At 66.2% G+C, this 20,303-nt stretch carries 14 protein-coding genes and 1 pseudogene; 7 read left to right on the top strand and 8 right to left on the bottom strand.

Translation table 11 applies throughout. The features are described from left to right. Positions 1 to 11 precede the first annotated feature (11 nt). The 3 genes from B7Y64_RS01395 to B7Y64_RS01405 all read left to right on the top strand — a co-directional run bounded on the left by B7Y64_RS01395 (position 12) and on the right by B7Y64_RS01405 (position 3,818). A complete protein-coding gene (locus B7Y64_RS01395; RefSeq protein WP_087747989.1) occupies positions 12 to 236 on the top strand; it encodes a DUF350 domain-containing protein in 225 nt (74 codons plus the stop codon). 51 nt (positions 237 to 287) lie between these two features. Beyond that, entirely contained in the window at positions 288 to 1,955 is a 1,668-nt protein-coding gene (locus tag B7Y64_RS01400) for a polyamine aminopropyltransferase (protein ID WP_291325684.1), read from the top strand. 171 nt (positions 1,956 to 2,126) lie between these two features. After that, entirely contained in the window at positions 2,127 to 3,818 is a 1,692-nt protein-coding gene (locus tag B7Y64_RS01405) for an FAD-dependent oxidoreductase (protein WP_291325675.1), read from the top strand. 99 nt (positions 3,819 to 3,917) lie between these two features. Here the strand turns inward: B7Y64_RS01405 and B7Y64_RS01410 are convergent, their stop codons facing one another. Continuing rightward, a complete protein-coding gene (locus tag B7Y64_RS01410) occupies positions 3,918 to 5,813 on the bottom strand; it encodes a 5'-nucleotidase C-terminal domain-containing protein (RefSeq protein WP_291325673.1) in 1,896 nt (631 codons plus the stop codon). Between the two features lie 450 nt (positions 5,814 to 6,263). Here B7Y64_RS01410 and B7Y64_RS01415 point away from each other — a divergent pair, with 450 nt between their 5' ends. The 3 genes from B7Y64_RS01415 (at position 6,264) to B7Y64_RS01425 (ending at position 8,268) form a co-directional block, all read left to right on the top strand. Beyond that, positions 6,264 to 6,818: a GNAT family N-acetyltransferase gene (locus B7Y64_RS01415; protein ID WP_291325682.1), complete on the top strand. Its 555-nt coding sequence runs from the start codon at positions 6,264 to 6,266 to the stop codon at positions 6,816 to 6,818. A 118-nt stretch (positions 6,819 to 6,936) separates the two neighbouring features. Further along, a complete protein-coding gene (locus B7Y64_RS01420) occupies positions 6,937 to 7,641 on the top strand; it encodes a riboflavin synthase subunit alpha (protein ID WP_291325672.1) in 705 nt (234 codons plus the stop codon). A gap of 135 nt (positions 7,642 to 7,776) precedes the next feature. Continuing rightward, entirely contained in the window at positions 7,777 to 8,268 is a 492-nt protein-coding gene (locus B7Y64_RS01425) for an NUDIX hydrolase (RefSeq protein WP_291328209.1), read from the top strand. Positions 8,269 to 8,325: 57 nt separating this feature from the next. Here the strand turns inward: B7Y64_RS01425 and B7Y64_RS01430 are convergent, their stop codons facing one another. The 5 genes and pseudogenes from B7Y64_RS01430 to B7Y64_RS01450 all read right to left on the bottom strand — a co-directional run bounded on the left by B7Y64_RS01430 (position 8,326) and on the right by B7Y64_RS01450 (position 16,568). Continuing rightward, positions 8,326 to 9,303 carry a tripartite tricarboxylate transporter substrate binding protein gene (locus tag B7Y64_RS01430; RefSeq protein WP_291328211.1) on the bottom strand — a complete coding sequence of 326 codons (978 nt, stop codon included), beginning with the start codon at positions 9,301 to 9,303 and terminating at the stop codon, positions 8,326 to 8,328. A gap of 151 nt (positions 9,304 to 9,454) precedes the next feature. Then, positions 9,455 to 10,651, bottom strand: coding sequence for a tricarballylate utilization 4Fe-4S protein TcuB (tcuB, locus tag B7Y64_RS01435; RefSeq protein WP_291324060.1), 1,197 nt, complete (start codon positions 10,649 to 10,651; stop codon positions 9,455 to 9,457). Positions 10,652 to 10,793: 142 nt separating this feature from the next. Further along, a pseudogene (gene tcuA, locus B7Y64_RS01440) lies at positions 10,794 to 12,185 on the bottom strand (FAD-dependent tricarballylate dehydrogenase TcuA); the annotation flags it as partial. Positions 12,186 to 12,427: 242 nt separating this feature from the next. Then, entirely contained in the window at positions 12,428 to 13,366 is a 939-nt protein-coding gene (locus B7Y64_RS01445) for a LysR substrate-binding domain-containing protein (RefSeq protein WP_291324062.1), read from the bottom strand. Positions 13,367 to 13,388: 22 nt separating this feature from the next. Then, positions 13,389 to 16,568 (bottom strand): DEAD/DEAH box helicase, encoded by a 3,180-nt coding sequence (locus tag B7Y64_RS01450; protein ID WP_291324063.1) that lies wholly within the window; start codon positions 16,566 to 16,568, stop codon positions 13,389 to 13,391. A 248-nt stretch (positions 16,569 to 16,816) separates the two neighbouring features. Here B7Y64_RS01450 and mnmA point away from each other — a divergent pair, with 248 nt between their 5' ends. Beyond that, the gene (mnmA, locus tag B7Y64_RS01455) at positions 16,817 to 17,962 is read left to right on the top strand and encodes a tRNA 2-thiouridine(34) synthase MnmA (RefSeq protein ID WP_291324064.1); all 1,146 of its coding nucleotides are present in this window, start codon (positions 16,817 to 16,819) and stop codon (positions 17,960 to 17,962) included. A gap of 192 nt (positions 17,963 to 18,154) precedes the next feature. Here mnmA and ssb read toward each other — a convergent pair whose 3' ends face one another. Both ssb and B7Y64_RS01465 read right to left on the bottom strand, forming a co-directional pair. Further along, positions 18,155 to 18,709, bottom strand: coding sequence for a single-stranded DNA-binding protein (gene ssb / locus B7Y64_RS01460; protein WP_291324065.1), 555 nt, complete (start codon positions 18,707 to 18,709; stop codon positions 18,155 to 18,157). A gap of 117 nt (positions 18,710 to 18,826) precedes the next feature. Continuing rightward, positions 18,827 to 20,014, bottom strand: a complete 1,188-nt coding sequence (locus B7Y64_RS01465) for an MFS transporter (protein ID WP_291324073.1) — start codon at positions 20,012 to 20,014, stop codon at positions 18,827 to 18,829. Between the last annotated feature and the right edge of the window lie 289 nt (positions 20,015 to 20,303).

A 20,303-nucleotide genomic window follows, 5' to 3' on the forward strand; every position in this document is an offset into this window, starting at 1 on the left:
CGGAGGTCATCATGGGAATTGAATGGCTGCGGCCTGCCGCATTTTTTGGCTCCATCCTGTTCGCCCTGGTGGGCGTGCTGGTGTTCTGGCTCAGCTTCCTCATCATCGACAAAATCACGCCCTACGACCTGTGGCGCGAAATCGTCGAAAAACAGAACAAGGCCCTGGCCATGGTGGTGGCCGCCATGAGCCTGGGTATCAGCATCATCGTGGCCGCTGCCATCCACGGCGGCTGAACCTTTTGACGGACGCGGTGCGCGGCCTTTGCCGTGGCCGCGCAGACCCGTTTGTCCTCCAGTCCATCCCCTCTTGCGCCGGCGGCCATAGCCCCCGGCGGCGCCCGCCCCATCGATATTGCCCTGCTCGCCAGCGTGTTCGTGGTGGCGGCCTGCGGCCTGCTTTACGAGCTGGCGGCGGGTGCGCTGGCGTCGTATGTGCTGGGCGACTCGGTACTGCAGTTCTCCACCATCATCGGCACCTACCTGTTTGCCATGGGCGTGGGCTCGTGGCTGTCGCGCTATTTCGAGCGGCAGTTGCCCGCGCACTTTTTGCGCATTGAGCTGCTGGTGGCGCTGATCGGCGGGCTGCTGCCGGCCACGCTGTTTCTGGCCAATGCGTATGCGCCGGGGGCGTTCCGGTTTTTGCTGTACGGCATGGTGCTGGTGGTGGGAACGCTGGTGGGGCTGGAGATTCCGCTGGTCATGCGCATCTTGAAGCGCAACGTGGCCCTGAAAGACCTGGTCTCGCAGGTGCTCACGTTCGACTACCTGGGCGCGCTGGCCGTGTCGCTGGCGTTTCCGCTGCTGCTGGTGCCTCAGCTGGGCCTCATTCGCACGGGGCTGCTGTTTGGCCTGATGAATGCGCTGGTGGCGCTGTGGGCCGTGTGGCTGTTTCGCTGGGAGCTGCGGCGCCTGCGCGCGCATGTGGCGGCCTGTGTGATGGTGCTGGGCCTGCTGCTGGCCGCGCTGGTGGGTGCCGAGAAGATCACCACCTTTGCCGAAGACAAGTTTTACCAGGACAGCATTGTTTTTACCGCGGCCTCGCCCTACCAGCGCATCGTGGTCACCAACGGCAAGCTCGGCCACCGGTTGTTCCTCAACGGCAACTTGCAGTTTGCCGAGCGCGATGAATACCGCTACCACGAGGCGCTGGTGCACCCGGCCATGGCGGCGCACGGCGCGCCCAAAAAGGTGGCGGTGCTGGGCGGCGGCGACGGCATGGCGGTGCGCGAAATTCTCAAATACCCCTCGGTCGAATCGGTCACGCTGGTCGAGCTGGACCCGGCCATGACGCAGCTGTTCAGCCAGCACGAAACGCTGACGCGCCTGAACGGCGGAGCGCTGAACAACCCCAAGGTGCACATCGTCAACACCGACGCCTTTCAGTGGCTGCAGGACGGGCAATCGAGCGCCGCCGGGCCGCCCCAAGGCGCGAGCGCCCCCCGCGCCGGTATCGCCGGGGCACCTCCCCCTGGCCCGGGCAGCGAACCACGCGCAGCGGGAAGCGTGGGGGCTCCCGATACATTTGACGTGATCGTGGTCGATTTCCCCGACCCCACCAATTTCTCCATCGGCAAGCTCTACACCAACAGCTTTTATGCCCTGCTGGAGCAGCGCCTTGCCGCCAGCGGCTACGCCGTGGTGCAGACCACTTCGCCGCTGGTGGCGCGCCAGAGCTTCTGGACGGTGGTGCAGACCATCGAATCGGTGGGCCTGCGCACCACGCCCTACCACGCGCATGTGCCCAGCTTTGGCGAGTGGGGCTTTGTCATCGCCAGCCGCCGCCCCTGGCGCCTGCCCGAGGCGCTGCCGGGCGAGCTGCGGTTTTTGAGCGCCGACACGCTGCCGCTGCTGTTCGACTTTCCGCTGGACATGGCGCGCGTGCCCGCCGAGGTGAACAGGTTGTCGAACCAGGCCTTGGTGCACACCTATGAGCGCGAATGGGGAAAACATTGAGACACCCCCCTGAGCCGCTTCGCGTCTTCCCCCCGCTCTCGCAGCGCTGCGCGCTGCGGGCAGGGGAACGCCCCCTGCGCGGCGGGGCGGCCCTTGCGCGGGGGCCGCTGGCCTGGGCCGCGCCCGTTTCATGCGTCGCGGGTGGTGCGTACACCCTGCAGAACTGACATCATGCAGCGCCGCCACTTCCTCACCGCTGCTGCCTCGGCCGCCACGGCGGTGCTTTCGTCTGGGTGCGACCCGACGCCACGCACACTGCAAGGCGGTTATGCGGGCATCGATCTGGCGCGTGGCCACCAGCTGCGCGACCTGCTGGCCCAGGGCACCCTGCCCGCGCCCGCCGTGGTGCGCCGCGCGCAGGTGGTGATTGCGGGCGGCGGTGTGGCCGGGCTGGCGGCGGCGCGCTCGCTGCGGCTGGCGGGGGTGGACGACTTCGCCCTGCTGGAGCTGGAAGACACCGCCGGTGGCAACAGCCGCGGCGGCCAGGTCAACGGCATTGCCTGCCCACTGGGCGCGCACTACCTGCCTGTGCCCGGCGACGACGCGCGCGAGGTGCAGGACCTGCTGGAAGAACTGGGCCTGCGCCAGCGTGTGGCCGGGCGCTGGCAATACGACGAGCGCCACCTGTGCCACAGCCCGCAAGAGCGCCTGTTTTTTCAGGGCGAGTGGCAAGAAGGCCTGCTGCCCGTGCAGGGCGTGGGCGAGGCCACAATGGCGCAATACCGGCGTTTTGCCGAACGGGTGCAGGCGCTGGGCAAGGCCGCGCGCTTCACCATGCCCATGCTCAAGTCTTTTGATACAAAACGGCCGCTGGCGCCCATCCATCAAGCGCTGGATGCTATGAATTTTGCTGCTTGGCTGGACCAGGATGGGCTGGATGACCCGCACCTGCGCTGGTACCTGGACTACTGCTGCCGCGACGACTACGGCGCGGGCACGGCGCGTGTGTCGGCCTGGGCCGGCATCCACTATTTCGCCAGCCGCCACGGCTTTCATGCGCCGGGCGAGGCCGCCGCCGAAGACCGCGAGGGCGTGCTCACCTGGCCCGAAGGCAATGGCTGGCTCACCCAGCGCCTGGCCGCGCCGCTGCACGACGGTGGCCAGTTGTGCACGGCCTGCAGCGTGCTGCGCATCACCGAGGGCCGCCATGGCGTGCAGGTGGACGCCTTCAACCACGCCACCGACAGCGTGGAGCGCTGGCAGGCACAGCGCTGCATCGTGGCGCTGCCGGTGTTCATGGCCGCGCGCGTGGTGCAGGGCCCGCCCGCCTTTTTGCGCGAGGCCGCGCGGCGCCTGTCGTGGGCGCCGTGGCTGGTGGCCAACATCCACATCGACGCGCCGCTGGCCGACCGCCCCGGCGCCGCGCCCGCGTGGGACAACGTGCTCTATGGCGATGCCAACCCCGGTGGCCTGGGCTATGTGGATGCCGGCCACCAGCGCCTGGACCCGCGCGCCGTGCTGGCCGGCCCCACCGTGCTGAGTTACTACCAGGCCCTGGGCGATGTGCCGCAGGCCCGCGAGCAACTGGCCACCCAGCCCTGGACGCACTGGGCCAACGCCACGCTGGCCGCCTTGAGCGTGCCCCACCCCGACCTGCCGCGCCGCGCCACCCGCGTGGACATCACCCGCTACGGCCACGCCATGTCCATCCCCACGCCGGGTGTGCTGGGGTTTTTAGGTCAAATTGGCCTCAAGCCCATATCTGATAAGCGCAAGCAGCTATCAAATGGTGAGCTAGTCGCCTGGCTTCCCACCCCCACCACCGCCCGCCTGGCGTTTGCGCACAGCGACTGGTCGGGGTATTCGGTGTTTGAAGAGGCCTTTACGCGCGGGCATGGGGCGGGACTGGCGGTGGCGCGGTAGTGCGGTAGTGCGGTAGTGCGCCACACAGCGCCAAGGCATTGCACTCTGGCGCAGGTTGGGTGCGTGGCATGCGTTGCGCATGCCACGCCGGTCTTTACCTCAGGGCAGCACCACGCCGGCCTTGGTGGTGACCCTCTGGTGCGCGTAGTCGGCTGCCTTGGGGCGGGCGATGGTGCCCTGGGCGATCACATAGTCCACGAAGCTCTGGGTGTAGAGCAGGTAGGTGTTGACGTAACGGCCTGCGGTGTAGATGGGCTTGAGCGTGGCGTAACCATCACCACCCGCGGCCACGAAGTCGTTGGTCACCAGCACATAGGTCTTGGCGGGGTCGATGGCGGTCCAGGCGCCGGTGGTCTTGTTGCGCGCCTGCACGTTGCTGAAGCGCTGGCCCTTGGCTTTGCTCATGTCCAGGTCCCAGCGCAGGCCTGCGGCGTAGGGGTGCGCGCCGTCTGATGGCACGGCCGCGTCCAGATGGGCGGCCACGCCGTCTTCCAGGGCGGCAATCACTTCCGAACCCTTGAGGTCCATCTCGACCAGCACGTTGGTGAACGGCAGCAGCGTGAAGGCCGTGTTCATGCTGAGCGAGCCGGCGGCAATCGGCGTGCGCACACCACCCGCGTTTTGCAGTGCAAAGTCGGCGCGCTTGCTGGCCCGCAGGAAGGCTTCTGCCACCACCTGGGCGGCATCGCTGCCGCGCGCCAGGGTGTTGGCGGTTTCGCAGCCTGCCACGCCGGTGTTGCGGCTGTTGGAGCCACCGGGCACGCGCATCAGGCACAGGGCTTCGCTGGCCGTACCGATGGTGATGGCCTTCTGGGCCGTGACCTGCGAGGCGTAGGTGGAAAGCGTCTGGGTTGCAGCGGCGTCGGGTGTGACGACCTTCACGTTGGCATGGGATGCCAGCTTGGCAACCAGCGCAGTGCGGTCGGCATCGGCCAGGGGTTGCCACACGCCAGCGCTGTCCTTGCGCTTGAAGCTGTCGCCAATCACCAGCTGGCTCTTGCCTGCGCAGCTGGCCACGCTGCCCTGCGCATCGAACTTCACGTTCATGAGACCGTAGGCCTTGGCGTATTCCCAGGCCTGGCCGATGCACACGGTTTCGCCCGACTTGTTCTTGACCACCGTGGGGTAGGTGCCAGTGGCAGAAGCAACCCCGACCGCCTTGAAGTCGCCCAGCAGGGTGTGCGAGTCGCCACCGATGACCACGTCCACATCGGTCAGTTGCGCGGCGATCTGCTTGTCGTTGTCGTAGCCCAGGTGCGACATCAGCACGATGTGGCGTACGCCCTTGGCCTTGAGCTCGTCGATGGCCTTCTGGGCCGCCTTTGCCTCGTCCTGGAACTGGGTGGTGGCCAGCGGGCGCGACGAGTTGGCCGTTTTGGCGGCAATGGTCACGCCCACGATGCCCACGTCCACGCCGTCGATCTTCTTGATGGTGTAGGGCTGCAGGTAGGCGGCGGCGCCGGCCGGGGCCAGCGGCGTGCCGGCCTGCGGCACGATGTTGGCCGACACGGTGGGCGTTTTGCAGTTGCCGCCGTTGGCCGGGTCGGCCAATGCATCCAGGAAGCCCTTGAAGACGCCGTCACCGTCGTCAAACTCGTGGTTGCCGGGCACGAGGGCGTCAAAGCAGATGCTGTTCATCATCTGCGCATCGGCCTTGCCCTTGAAGAAGGTGTAGTACAGCGAGCCCGTGATGGCGTCGCCCGCATGCAGCTTGAGCAGGTTGGGCGTGCCGGCAAGCGACTTGAACACCGCCGTCTGGCGTGCAAAGCCGCCCAGCTCGACCTGCGTGGCCACGCCGTCGAGCGTCAGCTCGGTGCCGGCAAACGCATCGAGCTGCGAGTGGTGGTCGTTGATGTGCGCGATGTTGAGTTCGATGGTCTTGAAGCTGGGGGCATCGTCACTGCCGCCGCAGGCCACCAGGCCCAGGGTGAGTGCGCCCATCAGGGCCAGGGCCAGCGGACGGCGGGGCAAAGAAAACGGGGCGTGCAGGTGCATGGGAGGCCTTCAGTAATGTGACGACTTGAAACAGCAAAGGCGCAGTGTTTTGCCGTTGCGTGACCGCCGTGTGACGGTGTGCCAATCCCCCTGCAAAGCCCGCACGACACTTGTGCACGGCCGGTTGCCAGTGGCGCCAGGCCACTGCGGCGCACCGCGCATGTCATCGCTGCGTCACAGCCGGTGGCTATCTTTGCGGCATTGTTTTGTTGTCTGAATGCTGTTGCCATGCCCATCCTCTCCATCCCACCCCTGAACACGACCATTGCCGCCGTGCTGACCGTGACCGCCAGTGCCTGGGGCCTGCCCGCCGCCGCGCAAGCCGCCTGATAACGCGCGTGCGTGTTGTGGGTTGGGGCCTTGCGCGCCAGGTGCATGGCGCACGGCACATGCCAAGGGCTTGAGCGCATTGCCTGACAATCCGGCGCTTGTCTATTGCAGCCTGCCGTGATGACCTTCTCTGCCACCCTCCCGCCCCCGGTTCGTTTGCGTGCGCTGGCGCACCCCGATCTGGCGGATCTTCTTGCCGTGCAGCGGGCCTGCTATGGCCCGGGCTTTGTCGAGACTGCCGAGGTGTTTGCTCGCCGTCTGGCCAGCCCGGCCAATTGCTCGCTGGTGCTGGAGGGCGATGGCCAGGTCTGCGCCTATCTGGCCGCCTACCGCTCGGCGCTGGGCAAGGTGACGCCTCTGCACGGTGATTTCGAGGCGGTGCCACAGGCCGATACCTTGTACCTGCATGACATGGCCGTGCTGCCCACCTGCGCCGGGCAGGGCTTGGCGCAGGCGCTGCTCAAATCGGTGTGGGACCATGCGGCGGCGCAAGGGCTGCGGCACACCGCGCTGGTGTCGGTGCAGGGCTCGCAAACCTATTGGGAGCGCCATGGCTACGCCCAGCAGCCGTTGGGCGACGCGGCGCAGCGCGAGCGCCTGGCCAGCTATGGGGCAGGCGCGGTGTACATGGCGCGTGCCATGGCGGTGGCAGCAAATACGCCGCCCATGCGATAAAGACATGGGTGCACCGCGCAGATCAGGCCGGGTGGCAAAATCTGCGTAACCCCTTCAGGAGTGCTGCCCGCCCCCGCAGGCCCTGCGCTCCGCAACGCACCCGGAAAGCCGCGCCACCATGTTCACAGGCATTGTTCAAGCCACCGCCACCATCGCCGCCATCCATGACCGCGCAGGCCTGCGCACCTTCACGCTCGACTTTCCCGAGGGTTTTTGCCAGGACCTGGGCCTGGGCGCCAGCGTGGCAACCGACGGCGTGTGCCTCACGGTGACGGAAATCCTCTCGCCCACGCAGGCCAACTTTGACGTGATGCTGCAGAGCCTGAGCATCACCACGCTGGGCAGCTACCAGCAGGGCGACCGCGTGAACGTGGAGCGCGCGGCCAAGGACGGCGCCGAGATCGGCGGGCACCCGCTGTCGGGCCATGTCGATTTCACCGGGACGCTGGTGCAGCGCCGCGAGTTCGACAACAACCTGGTGTGGCGCGTGGCCGTGCCGCCGGACTTTCGCAAGTATGTGTTTGCCAAGGGCTACATCGCCATTCACGGCGCCAGCCTCACGGTGGCCGAGGTCAACCGCGCCGAGGGCTGGTTTGAGGTGTGGCTGATCCCCGAAACCCGCCGCGCCACGGTGTTTGAAGACAAGAGGGCCGGCGACGTGCTCAACATCGAGATCGAGCGCAGCACCCAGGTGGTGGTGGACACCGTGCGCGAGGCCGTGCACGAAAGCCTGGGCCGCCTGCAGCCCGTGCTGGAGGCGCTGCTCAAGGAAAAAGGCCTGTCGCTGGACGACTTCGTGCAGGCCCCCGTGGTGCCGCACTGAGCGACCTGGGCGGCGCAAATACAGCGTGTTTATTCGCGCTACAGAGCGCGCCCCAGAGCGACTTCAAAGGCCCTTGCGATCCCCTGACCGGGCCCCATCAGGCGCCTGTCATGGCCCGTGGTCATAATGCGCGCCATGCCAAATCGCTGGAAACCCAACGTTACCGTGGCCGCCATCATCGAACGCGATGGCCGCTTTCTGCTGGTCGAAGAAGACACGGCCGACGGCCTGCGGCTCAACAACCCCGCCGGTCACCTGGACCCGGGCGAGTCGCCCATCGAGGCCTGCGTGCGCGAGGTGCTGGAGGAAACGGCGCACGACTTTGCGCCCGCGGCCCTGGTAGGCGTGTACCTCAATCGCTTCACGCGCACACGCACGGGTGACGACATCACCTACCTGCGTTTTGCTTTTGCGGGCACCGTGGGCACACACCACGAATGGCGCGCGCTCGACGAAGGCATTGTGCGCACCGTGTGGATGACGCTGGACGAGTTGCATGCCAGCGCTGCCCGCCACCGCAGCCCGCTGGTGCTGCAGAGCATCCAGGATTACCTGCGTGGGCAACGGGCGCCGCTGGCGCTGATCCACACCGACGCGAGCGTGCTGCAAGCAACAGCGGCCCGCTGAAGGGGCCGCTAGGTTGCTGCGAGGCCGCCGTGGCCTCGTCGGTTTGCCGTGCCGAAATCAGTCCGCCGTGAGCTTGCGCTCCTTGATGATGGCGGCCCACTGGGTCGATTCCTTCTTCATGAACGCCGTGAGCTCGGCGCGCGTGGTGGGCTGGGGGGTGAGGCCGTGCTTGTTCAGCGCATCCTTCACGCCCGGGTCGTTCAGCACCTTCACGATTTCCTGGTTCCAGCGGTCCAGCAGCGGCGCGGGGGTTTTGCCGGGCGCCACAAAGGCGTACCAGTTCAGCGCCTCAAAGCCCGGAAAACCCGACTCGGCCACGGTGGGGACGTTGGGCAGGTAGGCCGGGCGCGTCAGACCCGTGGTGGCCAGCGGGATCAGCATGCCCGACTCCACATGCGGCATGGCCGTGGGTGGCGCGGCAAAGTACGAGGTGATGCGCTCACCCAGCAGGTCTTGCAGCGCGGGCGCGCCGCCCTTGTAGGGCACATGGGTCATGTCGATGCCTGCACGCTGGTTGAACAGCTCGCCTGCCAGGTGCGATGCCGAGCCCGCGCCGGTGGAGGCAAATTCCACGCTGCCAGGTTTCTTTTTGGACAGCTGGATGAACTCGGCCAGCGTCTTGGCACCCGCAGCCTTGTGCACCACCAGCACGTTGGGGAAGTTGACGCCGCCCGAGATGGCCGCCAGGTCCTTGAACGGGTCATAGGTCAGCTTCATGAGGTGCGGCGCAATGGTCAGCGGGCCGACCGAGCCAAACAGCAGCACCGTGCCATCGGGCGCGGCATTGGCCACAAACTGGTGGGCGATATTGCCGCCCGCGCCGCCCTTGTTGTCCACCACCACGGTCTGGCCGATGTTCTCGCCCAGTTTCTTGGCGATCAGGCGCGCGGCCGCGTCGGCAGCGCCGCCTGCGGCAAAGCCCACCACCAGCGTGACGGGTTTCTTGGGCGGAAAGTCCTGCGCGCTGGCCGTGCCAGCCAGCAGCAGGGATGAAGCGACGAGCGCGGTGGCGCGCAGCAGTTGGCGTTTGTTCATGAAGGCCTCCTCGGGTTGTGGTGGTGTGGTGGGTGGGATGGGGTGGATGTCATTCCTTTTCCAAATCATTTGTGTCGAGGCGCGAAGCCGCAGGCAGTGCTGTAGCACGACAAGGCGAAGCAACAACGACACGGGTGATTTAGAAATGGAATCAGTCAGCGCCCAGACCGATGGGGTTGGGCTGGCGCTTTTCGATGGCGTGGCGCAAGAGCGATGCGGTGCGGAAAATGCCGTGCGCAAACTTGCCATAGGGCAGCGTGGCAAACAGCGCCATCACCGCGCCCAAGTGCAGGCACAGCAGCAGCGCCAGGGCGGGCGTGCTGCGCGCCAGCCAAAGCGCCAGGCCACTGGACGACACGAGGAACAGCAATGCGATGAAGCCCAGATCCATCGGCTTTTGCTGCGCGTCGCCATGCAGCGCGTGGCGCGTGCGGTTCAGGTGCCACAGGCCGGCCGTGCCCAGCATCAGCATTACGCCGCCAACGGCGCCCAGCAGCTTGGGCACGCTGGGCAGATCGTAGGGCGCCGCCCAGCCGAAGACGTAGTGGTATACCGTGGCCAGGCTGGTGGCGGCAAAGCACAGCATGAAACCGTAGAACGTGAGGTGATGAAAGCGCCGGCGCGACAGGGTGTAGGCGTCGTCCTCGTTGTGGCAGCCGTCACCGTGGCCGCCGTCCAGGTATTTGAGGCGCAGCACGGCATCGGTGGCTTCAAACGTGGCGGGCGCGGAGAGCGGCGCGCCGCTGGTGGCGGGCGTCACATCGCGCCAGAAGCGGCGCACGCCCATGGCGAGGGCAAACACCACAAACAGGAACACTGGCGCAAACAGCCCCACCAGCAAGTTGTGCGGGAACAGGTTGTAGAAGTTGGCACCCAGATTGGCGCCCCACATGGCATCCAGGCCGCCGCCTTGCAGCATGGCGCCCAGCACTAGGAACAGCGCCAGCCCCGCCGCCAGTGCCAGCGACAGCGTGAGCCCCTGGCGCTGGTACAGGGCGCCCAGCGCGGGCGGCCAGGCGTAGTCGGCATAGGTCTGGCCGCGCACCTGGGCCATGGCCTGGGGCACGTTCACCGCAAACTCGTGCGGCGGCGCATATTGGCAGGCGTGCAGGCAGGCGCCGCAGTTGTGGCACAGGTTGGCCAAAAAGTGGATGTCGGCCTTGCCGAATTCGAGCCGGCGCGTCATGGCCGGGAACACGGCGCAAAAGCCCTCGCAGTAGCGGCAGGCGTTGCAGATCTGCATCTGGCGCGCCACCTCGGATTCGGCCCCGGTGAGGGGTGCGGCGGGCACCACGTCACCGTTCGCCAGCGCCCGGGCGTCGCGCGTCAGGGCTTCAAGCGACTGCATTGTTTGCTCCTGTTTTGTCGCCGGGCCGCCCCAAGGCAAAACGCGCCCCCTCGGGGGGCAGCGCAGTACACGAAGTGACAAGCGTGGGGGTTTCATTTTTCATAGCTGTTGGCGCTTTCTGCATAAGCGCTGGAGGCCGTTTTGATGCCAAAGCCGCGTTGGTGCCCGCAATGCGGCCAAACGCCGTGCCAATGCTCATGCCCACGCCGGCCGTGTAGCCCTTGCCCAGCACGTTGCCGGCCATCATTTCGCCCGCCACAAAAAGGTTGTCGCTGGGCTGGTTGTTGAAGCGCACGGCGGCGGTGTCGTCGGTGTGCAGGCCGAGGTACGTAAAGGTCACGCCGGGTTTGAGCGCGTAGCCGTAGAACGGCGCGGTGTCGATGGGCCGCGCCCAGTGCGTCTTGGCAGGCATCACACCCTCGGTGTGGCAATCGTCCAGCGCGGTGTGGTCGAACGTGCCGACGCGGCAGGCGGCGTTGTAGCTGTCGAGCGTGCGCATAAACGTATCCACATCCAGCCCCAGCTTTTGCGCTAGCTCGGGCAGGCTGTCGGCCTTGACGCCCGGAAACACCGGCGGCATGAAGCGGCCAATGGCCTTGCTGTCGATGATCGAATAGCCAATCTGCCCCGGCTGCTGCGCCACCAGGCGCCCCCAGATGGCGTAGCGCTTGGGCCAGAAGTCCTCGCCCTCGTCGTAAAAGCGCTCGGCCTCGCGGTTGACCACCACGCCCAGCGACACGCAGTCGATGCGCGTGCAAATACCGCCGTCGTACAGCGGCGCGCGCGCGTCGATGGCCACCATGTGCGCCTGCGTCGGGTCGCCAATGCGGTCGGCGCCGTGGTCATCGAGCAGGTGTTTGAGCAGCACGCCCCGGTTGTAGGCCGTGCCCCGGATCAAAAAATTGTCTGACGGCCATTCACCGCGCTCGTTCTGGCCCCAGGCCTCGCGCAACCATTCGCGGTTCGATTCAAAACCGCCCGCGGCCAGCACGCAGCTTTTGGCGGTGATGCGTTCAGGCTTGCCGTTGACGGTGCAATGCGCGGCAATGAAACGGCCGTCCTCGATCTCGATGCGGTCCACCGGCGTTTCGTAGCGGATTTGCACGCCCAGCTTTTCCGCGCTGCGGTAATAGGCATTGACCAGCGCCTTGCCGCCCCCCATGAAGAAGGCATTGGTGCGCGCCACATGCAGCGCGCCCGACAGCGGTGGCTGAAAGTGCACACCATGGCTGCGCATCCAGTCGCGGCAGTTGCTGGAGGCGCGGATCACCAGGCGCGCCAGGTGTTCGCTGGTCAGGCCGCCCGTCACCTTGAGCAGGTCTTGCCAATATTCTTCTTCGGGGTAGGCCTCGACCAGCACATCCTGCGGCGCATCGTGCATGCAGCGCAGGTTGCGCGTGTGGGCCGAGTTGCCGCCGCGCCAGGCGCGCGGGGCCGATTCAAGCAGCAGCACGCTGGCACCGGCCTCGCGCGCCATCAGCGCGGCGCACAGGGCGGCGTTGCCACCGCCAATCACCAGGACGTCGGGGCTCATGGGCAGTTCTCTTCTTTCATGGAAGCTTGAATGTAGAAAGAATGCCCCCGCTTGCGCAGGGGTTGCGCCGGCATGGCCCCATCACAAATCGTGATGGGCTGGCCGCCAAGCCGGCTCATGCCAGTTTGCTTGCGCCCGACAACATCCGTTCGACAGGGCGCGGCCCAGGCCAGCGGCCGCCGCGCAAGGGCCGTCCCGCCGCGCTGGCGGCGTCCCCCTTAAGGGGGAAGGCGCGCAGCGCCTCAGGGGGTAGTCAAACGTGCCCCAATCCACCGGCCCGACTGCACCAGCTCGCGCACGCAGTCGCCCAGCACCACGCGCGCGGCCAGCGCGGCGGGTGAAAGCTCGTCGTCCGACAGACTGCACAGCGCAGCGGGCCGGTAGGCCGGGCCATCTTCGATTTCGGCCAGCACAAAGCGCTGCGCCGCGTCGGGGTAGCGGCCCACCGCCGCCCAGGGCTGGATGGTGCTGCCCAGGCCCATGTCCACCGCATCCATCAGCAGCGCCAGCGAATCAATTTCCATGGCCATGCGCGGCGCCACGCGCGCCTGGGCAAAGGCGGCATCCAGCCGGCTGCGCAGGCCGTGCGGGCCGGTGGGCAAAATCAGCGGCTCGTCGCCCAGCTGCGCCAGCGCCACCTTGCCCGCTGGCAGTGGCTGCTGCGCCGGGTGGTGCGCCGAGCGGATCAAAAACAGGCGCTCTTCCAGCAGCGGCAGCACGCTCCAGCGGCGCGCCGGCTGTGTGTCGAACAACACGGCCAGATCGAGCTGGCGCGCGTTGAGCATGTTCGACAGGTGCCCTGACAGGCTGCCCACCATGTGCAGGCGCACATCGGGGTAACGCTCGTGCATGGCGCGCATCAGCGGCACGCCCAGCACCGACGCCGTGGTGGGCGACAGGCCCACGCTCACGGTGCCCGTCAGGCGCGCCTGCTGCGCCGCGCGCGCGGCCTGGTCGGCATGGCGCAGCGCCAGTTGCGCCTCGCGAAAAAATGCCAGCCCCGCCTCGGTGGGCACGGCGCCCTTGGCGGTGCGCTGCAGCAGCCGGGTGCACAGCTCGCCCTCCAGGCGGCTGATCTGCTGGCTCAGCGCCGACTGCACCATGTTCAGGTCGAGCGCCGCCCGGCCCATGGAGCCGAGCTCGACGATGCGGACGAAGTAGCGGAGTTGGCGCAGTTCCATGGGGGTCCTTTTTGCCGGAGTGTTACACCCCTCGCAGCACACTGAATTCTCTGAACAGTCGCGCAGGTAGCGGAGTGTGCATTTTCCAGATGATGTTCATGGGTCGATCACCCTCGGCCGACTCCAGCGCCATGGGGCCGCAGGCGCGGTAGGCCTCACCCTTGCGCGGCCTCACGAAAAGTTGGAACTGCCAGCCATTGGTCGCACTTTCGAGGTAGCGGCGGCCAGCTGGCGTGTCCGGGCCAGCGCTGTTCTGGCTTTGCCAATGGAAGCGCTCCGCGCTGATCGCGTAGTCGTGGTACGCGATGCGGTCGTGGTAGCCCTCGCTCTTGTCGAGCGTGACGAACAACAGCTCGGTTTTGCGGATAGCAATTGGAAGCACGCCCGACACCATGGGCATACGGCGCGACGCTGTCAGCCAGCCCACTGCGGTGAGGATTTCACGCGCACCATACGCAGCGTGCAGGCACAAGGGCGTATCTTCGAGACCGGGAACCGGATGCGCGCCCAAGGTGCTGCGGGCTTGCAGTAACGCAGACAACTCCACCAGCTCGGCCGCAATGGCGGGGTGCTGCGCCACACGCGCCATGAAGGCCTCGTGCCCGCCGGCCTGCTCATGGCGCCCATCAATCTGGTAGGCCAGCATTTGCACGCCCAATGCTTCCTCTGCCGTGGGCATCTGCGAAGGATTGTGCGGCGCACCAACTGCGGCCATCACATCGAGCCGACGCGGATCATCTACGTGTAGCAGGTCGCCAAAGCGGCGGCTGAAGTAGTCCTCCTCCGGGCCAGGCTCGGCCACCATCAAGCCCGCATCGCGCTTCAGTGCCGTCCAACCACTGCGGCCTTGGCCGGTGCCAGCGCGGTAGACGTCTTCCAGCTCCAGTGCCTGGTCGTGCAGAAAATCGGCCAACTGCACGGTCGAGCGGCCACGCAGCGCGGCGTAGGTCTGCAGCTCGGTCTTCAGGCGCCGCCAGTTCTGCGATATCAAGGCCCGCAGTCCTTGCAGCACCTGCTCGCGCGTCTGGCGTTGCAGGTGAATATGGCAACCGGGCGGCAAACTGCCAAACCCGTTCTCCACACCGTCGGTCAGCTCGCGCCGCGACAAGCCGGTCAGGCTCGACAACAGGCGGTCAAACCGAAACTCCGTGCGGTGCTGGCCCACAAAGTCGAGCACCAGACAGCTTTCCTTGCCGGGAGCCAGACGCAGGCCACGGCCAATCTGCTGCTGAAACAGCACCGGGCTTTGCGTGGGCCGCAGCAACAACAGTGTGTCTACCATCGGCAGGTCAACGCCTTCGTTGTAGAGATCGACCGTCACCAGCGCGCACAACTCGCCACTCAGCAGACGCTGTGGCGCCCGGCGCCGCTCTTCACTCGCCGTCGTTCCAACCACGCAAGCAGAAGGCAGACCCGCGCGGTTGAGCCAAGCAGTCATGAACTCAGCGTGCGCCACCGAAACACAAAATACGATGGCCCTTGACTGCCTTGCGTCGGACGCCAAGCGGCGCCATTCGTTGATGACGAGTCGGGCGCGCACGTCGTTGCCGGTAACCAAGTTGTCCACCGCCTCCCGCTCTCCCGGCCGGTCCCAAGGAACTTCCGAAAAGTCGGTGGCGTCATCGCAGGCGTAGTACTCGAACGGCGCCAGCAATTGCAGGTCCAGCGCGTGCCACAGCCGCAGCTCCACCGCCGGGCTGCCGTCTGGCCGTGCATCGAAATACTGCGCGATGGGTTGGCCGTCGCTGCGCTCAGGCGTGGCTGTCAGCCCAAGCAACACGCTGGGGCGAACTGCTTTGGCAAAAGTATCAAACCGGTCAGCAGCCAAGCGGTGGCATTCATCCACCACCACCGTATGCCAATGGTTGGCGCCCACGGTGGCCACAAGATTGCGGCTGGTCAGGCTGTCGATGGTGGCGAACAGATGGTCCCAGCGTTCGGGTTGGTGGCTCCCGGTGAGCAGCTCACCGAAATCGGGGGCGCGCAGCACTTCACGGTAGGTGCGCAGGGCCTGGCGCAGGATTTCCTCGCGGTGGGCCACAAACAAAAGGCGCGGGTGCCCGCCTTCGCTGCGGCAGGTGTTGCGGTAGTCGAACGCGGCCACTACCGTCTTGCCGGTGCCGGTGGCAGCCACCAGCAGGTTGCGGGTGCGACCGTGGGCTCGTTCGTTGGCCAACTGCTCCAGCATCTCCTGCTGATAGGTCTTGGGCTGGAGGTCAAAAAAGCTGATGGCGGTCGAGGGTTCGCCACCAAACGACTCGCGGCCCAGCGCGGCGGCCAGGGCCTGCCGGTGTTCAACGTTGTCCGGGTCGTAGCGCTGAAATTCGCTGTCCGCCCATAGCGTCTCGAAATGGGCCACGGCGCGGGCAAACAACGCCTCTTGCGCGCGCTGGGTCAGTTTGACGGTCCACTCCAGCCCACCGGTCAGTGCAGCGCCCGAGAGGTTGGCGCTGCCAACATAGGCCGAACCGAAGCCGCTCTTGCGCTGGAAAAGCCAGGCCTTGGCATGCAGACGGGTGCGCCGGCCATCGAGCGACACGCGCACTTCGCACCCAGGCAGGCGTGCCAGCTCGTCCAGCGCACGCGCCTCGGTCGCGCCGGTGTAGGTGGTGGTGAGGATGCGCAGGCGGGTCTTGCGTGGCGCCTGCCCTGTTGGTTGCGCGCCCATGGCCGTGATCTGCTGCAACACGTCCTGCAACTTGCGCACGCCGGAGACGGTGATGAAGCTGACCAGAATATCTACCTGGTCGCTGGATGCCAGCTCTCGGCGGATTTCCTGCAGCAGCGAAGGCGAGCCTTTTCCGGCGGTAAAGAGCCAGGGCACCCCCAGACCAATCTCCGGCGACGCCGGGAACTGCTGGTCACGCTGGACCGCCCGCAGGACCCGCAACGGAGAGGCAATCAGGTCAATCACATCCGCGGATGGACCAGTGCCCACCTCACCAACACCACCCACGAGCCGCTGCCGCAGCATCACCAGAAGCCCGTTGACCAGCTCCAGTTGCGCTTTAACTTTGTCCGCATCCTCGCCGGGCAGGTCGTCGAGGAGTGCCCCAAGTTGCCGCGTAATGGCATCGGTTAGAAATTCAGTCGCTCCGCCCTTCAAGGGCGACACATCTGCGCGAGACGGAGTCAGCTCAGCGAGCGAACGGGCCAGACCCTCGGTCAACAGCAAGTCGTACAAACCATCGGGCAATGCCATCGTCGTCCTTGTTAGGGGGTGCGGTGGCCTGGATTGTCCTGGCAACGCACACGACCAGAAAGCAAATGAGAGATGAATTGCAAAAGCCTGTTCGGCGCCCCAGCATCGACTGCCCTCGAAGGCATGGATAAAAGGTTACTGGGTTTTTGTAAAAAATAGGGTTTGGCCTTTAATCATCAAGCGTCAATAGCTACATATTCAATAGCAGTTGTCTTGGGTAACACGGCGATAGCCGGATAATCCCGTCCATGAAAAAGCAACGCGTTGTCGTGGGCCTGAGCGGCGGGGTGGATTCCGCCGTCACCGCCCACCTATTGAAACAACAAGGCCACGAGGTGGTCGGCATCTTCATGAAAAACTGGGAAGATGACGACGACAGCGAATACTGCTCGTCCAACATCGACTTCGTGGACGCCGCCGCCGTGGCCGATGTGATCGGCATCGAGATCGAGCACGTCAACTTCGCGGCCGACTACAAGGACCGGGTGTTTGCCGAGTTTTTGCGCGAGTACCAGGCCGGGCGCACGCCCAACCCCGATGTGCTGTGCAATGCCGAGATCAAGTTCAAGGCCTTTCTCGACCACGCCATGCGTCTGGGCGCTGAGAAGATTGCCACCGGTCACTATGCGCGGGTGCGCCAGAACGCTGCCACGGGCCTGTTCGAGCTGCTCAAGGGGCTGGACCCGGGCAAGGACCAGAGCTATTTTCTGCACCGGCTGAACCAAGCGCAGCTGTCCAAAACGTTGTTCCCCGTGGGCGAGCTGCACAAGACCGAGGTGCGCCGCATTGCCGAAGAAATTGGCCTGCCCAACGCCAAGAAGAAGGATTCCACCGGCATCTGCTTCATTGGCGAGCGGCCGTTTCGCGAGTTTTTGAACCGCTACATCAGCCACGCGCCCGGCCCCATTCAGGACGACCGGGGCCGCACGCTGGGCAAGCATGTGGGCCTGAGTTTCTATACGCTGGGCCAGCGCCAGGGCCTGGGCATTGGCGGCGTGAAGGCCAAGGGCGCCGAGCTGAAGGCGGCCCAGGAGCGCGGCCAGCGCGGCGTGGGTGAGCACGAACCCTGGTTTGTGGCGCGCAAGGATCTGGAAAAAAACGTGCTGCGCGTGGTGCAGGGGCACGACCACCCCTGGCTGCTGTCGCACCGGCTCGATGCCCAGGATGCCAGCTGGTGCGCGGGCCATGCGCCCGCGCCGGGCCAATATGCCGCCAAGACGCGTTACCGCCAGCAGGATGCGGCCTGCACCGTGGTGAGCGCGGCGGGAGTCGACTTCCGTCTGGAGTTTCCCGAGGCGCAGTGGGCCGTTACGCCGGGGCAAAGCGCCGTGCTGTATGACGGCGAGCTGTGCCTGGGCGGTGGGGTGATTGCGGCGGTGGACCCGTCGGCCTGAACGTTTTGATGAAAATGGCCGCTGGCGCTTGATGGATAAGCGCTAGTAGCTATCAATTTTGATGTATTGCTCGGGACGAGGTGCTCAAAGGCTTGTGCCGCCGCAACGGTTCAGGCCACGCGCTGGTTGCCCAACAAAAAAGCCTGCCAACACGAAGTTGGCAGGCTTTTTTGTTCGCCGAATCGTTGGCTGTCAAAACGGAATGTCGTCATCCATGTCATCAAAACCCGAGGCAGCGCGTGGAGCCTGCGCTGGAGGGGCGGGCGCGGGCCGGGGGGCGGGTGCTGCGGGGCGTTGTTGCATGGGGGCGGGCGCGGGCGCTGCGCGGCGCGGGGCCTGGTCGTAGCCGCCGCCGGCGTCTCCGCCATAGCCGCCGCCGTCGTCATGGCCGCCACCCTGGCCGCCCATGCCCTGACGGCCACCCAGCATCTGCATCTGGTCGGCGCGGATTTCGGTGCTGTATTTTTCAACGCCGGCCTGATCGGTCCACTTGCGGGTGCGCAGGCTGCCTTCGACATACACCTGCGAGCCCTTGCGCAGGTACTGGCCCACGATTTCGGCCAGGCGGCCGTTAAAGACCACGCGGTGCCACTCGGTGGCTTCCTTCATTTCGCCGGTCTGCTTGTCTTTCCACTTGTCGGTGGTGGCAATGGTCACGTTGGCCACCTGGTCGCCACTGGGGAAGGTGCGCATTTCAGGGTCGCGGCCCAGGTTGCCGACGATGATGACTTTGTTGATGGATGCCATGGTGGTGTCTTTGCCTTAAAGGGATAAAAGCGCCGGATGTGAGGGAATTCCAGGCGCCAAAACGTGCATTGTGCCGCAACCGGGGGTGGCGCTCACCCCCTGCGGCAGTGCAATCTTTCAGTGCCCGCCGCCGGCGTTGCGGCCCACGGGCTGCAAGGGCCAGGTCAGCACCAGCCACAGCGCGGTCAGCACGGCGGTGGTGGCAAAAAGACCGGGGGCGCCCGCCCATTTGACCAGTGCGCCGCCCAGTGCGCCGCCGGCAAACAGCCCCAGCGACTGCAGCGTGTTGTAGCTGCCCAGCGCAGCCCCGCGCACCGGCGCCGGTGCCATGCGCGACACCAGGCTGGGCTGGCTGGCTTCAAGTGCATTGAAGCCGCAAAAGAACAAAAACATCAGCGGCCCCAGCACCCACAGCGTGGGGGCAGCGCCGCTGGCCGAGAGCAGCCCCAGGCCTACCTGCACCAGCAGCACCAGGGCAATGGCGCCCAGCAGGGCGCCGCGCAGGCGACCGCGCCGTTCCAGCGCAAACAGGCCGCCCATGGCCACAAAAGACAGCACCACGGCCGGCAGATACACCTGCCAGTGGTGGTCTTTGGTCAGGCCCGCCTGTACCAGCATGGCGGGCACGGCCACCCACATCGACAACTGCACGGTGTGCAGCACGAACACGCCCAGGTTCAGGCGCAGCAGATCGGGGTTGCGCCACACATCGGCCACGCTGCCGCGCGGGGCGTTGCGGTGCTGGGCCGACTCGGCCGGCACCCACCACAGCACCACGGCAACGCCCGCCAGCGCCAGTGCGCAGGTCAGGCCAAACAGGCCGGCCAGGCCGATATGGGCCGTCAGCAGCGGGGCGGCCACCAGCGCCACGGCAAACATCAGGCCAATGCTGCCACCCACCAGCGCCATGGCCTTGGTGCGCACGGCGTCGCGCGTCTGGTCGGCCAGCAGGGCCGTTACGGCGGCCGACACGGCCCCGGCGCCCTGCAGCGCGCGGCCCACCAGCAGCCCGGTCAGCGAATCGGCCAATGCCGCCAGCAGGCTGCCGGCCGCAAACACCAGCAGGCCCAGCACGATGACGCGTTTGCGCCCAAAGCGGTCAGAGGCCATGCCCAGGGGCAGTTGCAACACAGCCTGGGTGAGGCCATAGATGCCCATGGCCAGGCCCACCAGCGCGGGGTCGTCGCCGCCGGGGTATTTGCCCGCTTCGAGAGCAAACACCGGTAGCACGAGGAACAGGCCCAGCATGCGCAGCGCAAAGATCAGCGCCAGGCTGATGCTGGAGCGGCGCTCCAGCGGCGTCATGGCCGTAGAAGCGGGGGCAACGGTGGGTGTTGGGGTTGGGGGGGGCACGGTAGTGTCTGACACGCTCAAAAAGGGGCCGTTGGGTCTGTTGGTAGGGCCTGCTGAAACTCGAACCGTTCGCCCCGGGCTGGTCGAGGGGCTTCGACCAGCACAGTCTGAACGGTGGTGGAGACTTTAAAGGGCCGGAACAACAGGCAACTGAAGCGATAAAGCGCCTGATTGTCCGCGATCTGTGCAAGGGGTGCCCGGGCGCTTGCCCACGCGAAATGCCCTGCGTCACTATCATGGT

Origin of the sequence: Acidovorax sp. 35-64-16 (assembly GCF_002281195.1) — a bacterium.
In the GTDB taxonomy this organism is placed as follows: Bacteria; Pseudomonadota; Gammaproteobacteria; order Burkholderiales; family Burkholderiaceae_C; genus Acidovorax; species Acidovorax defluvii.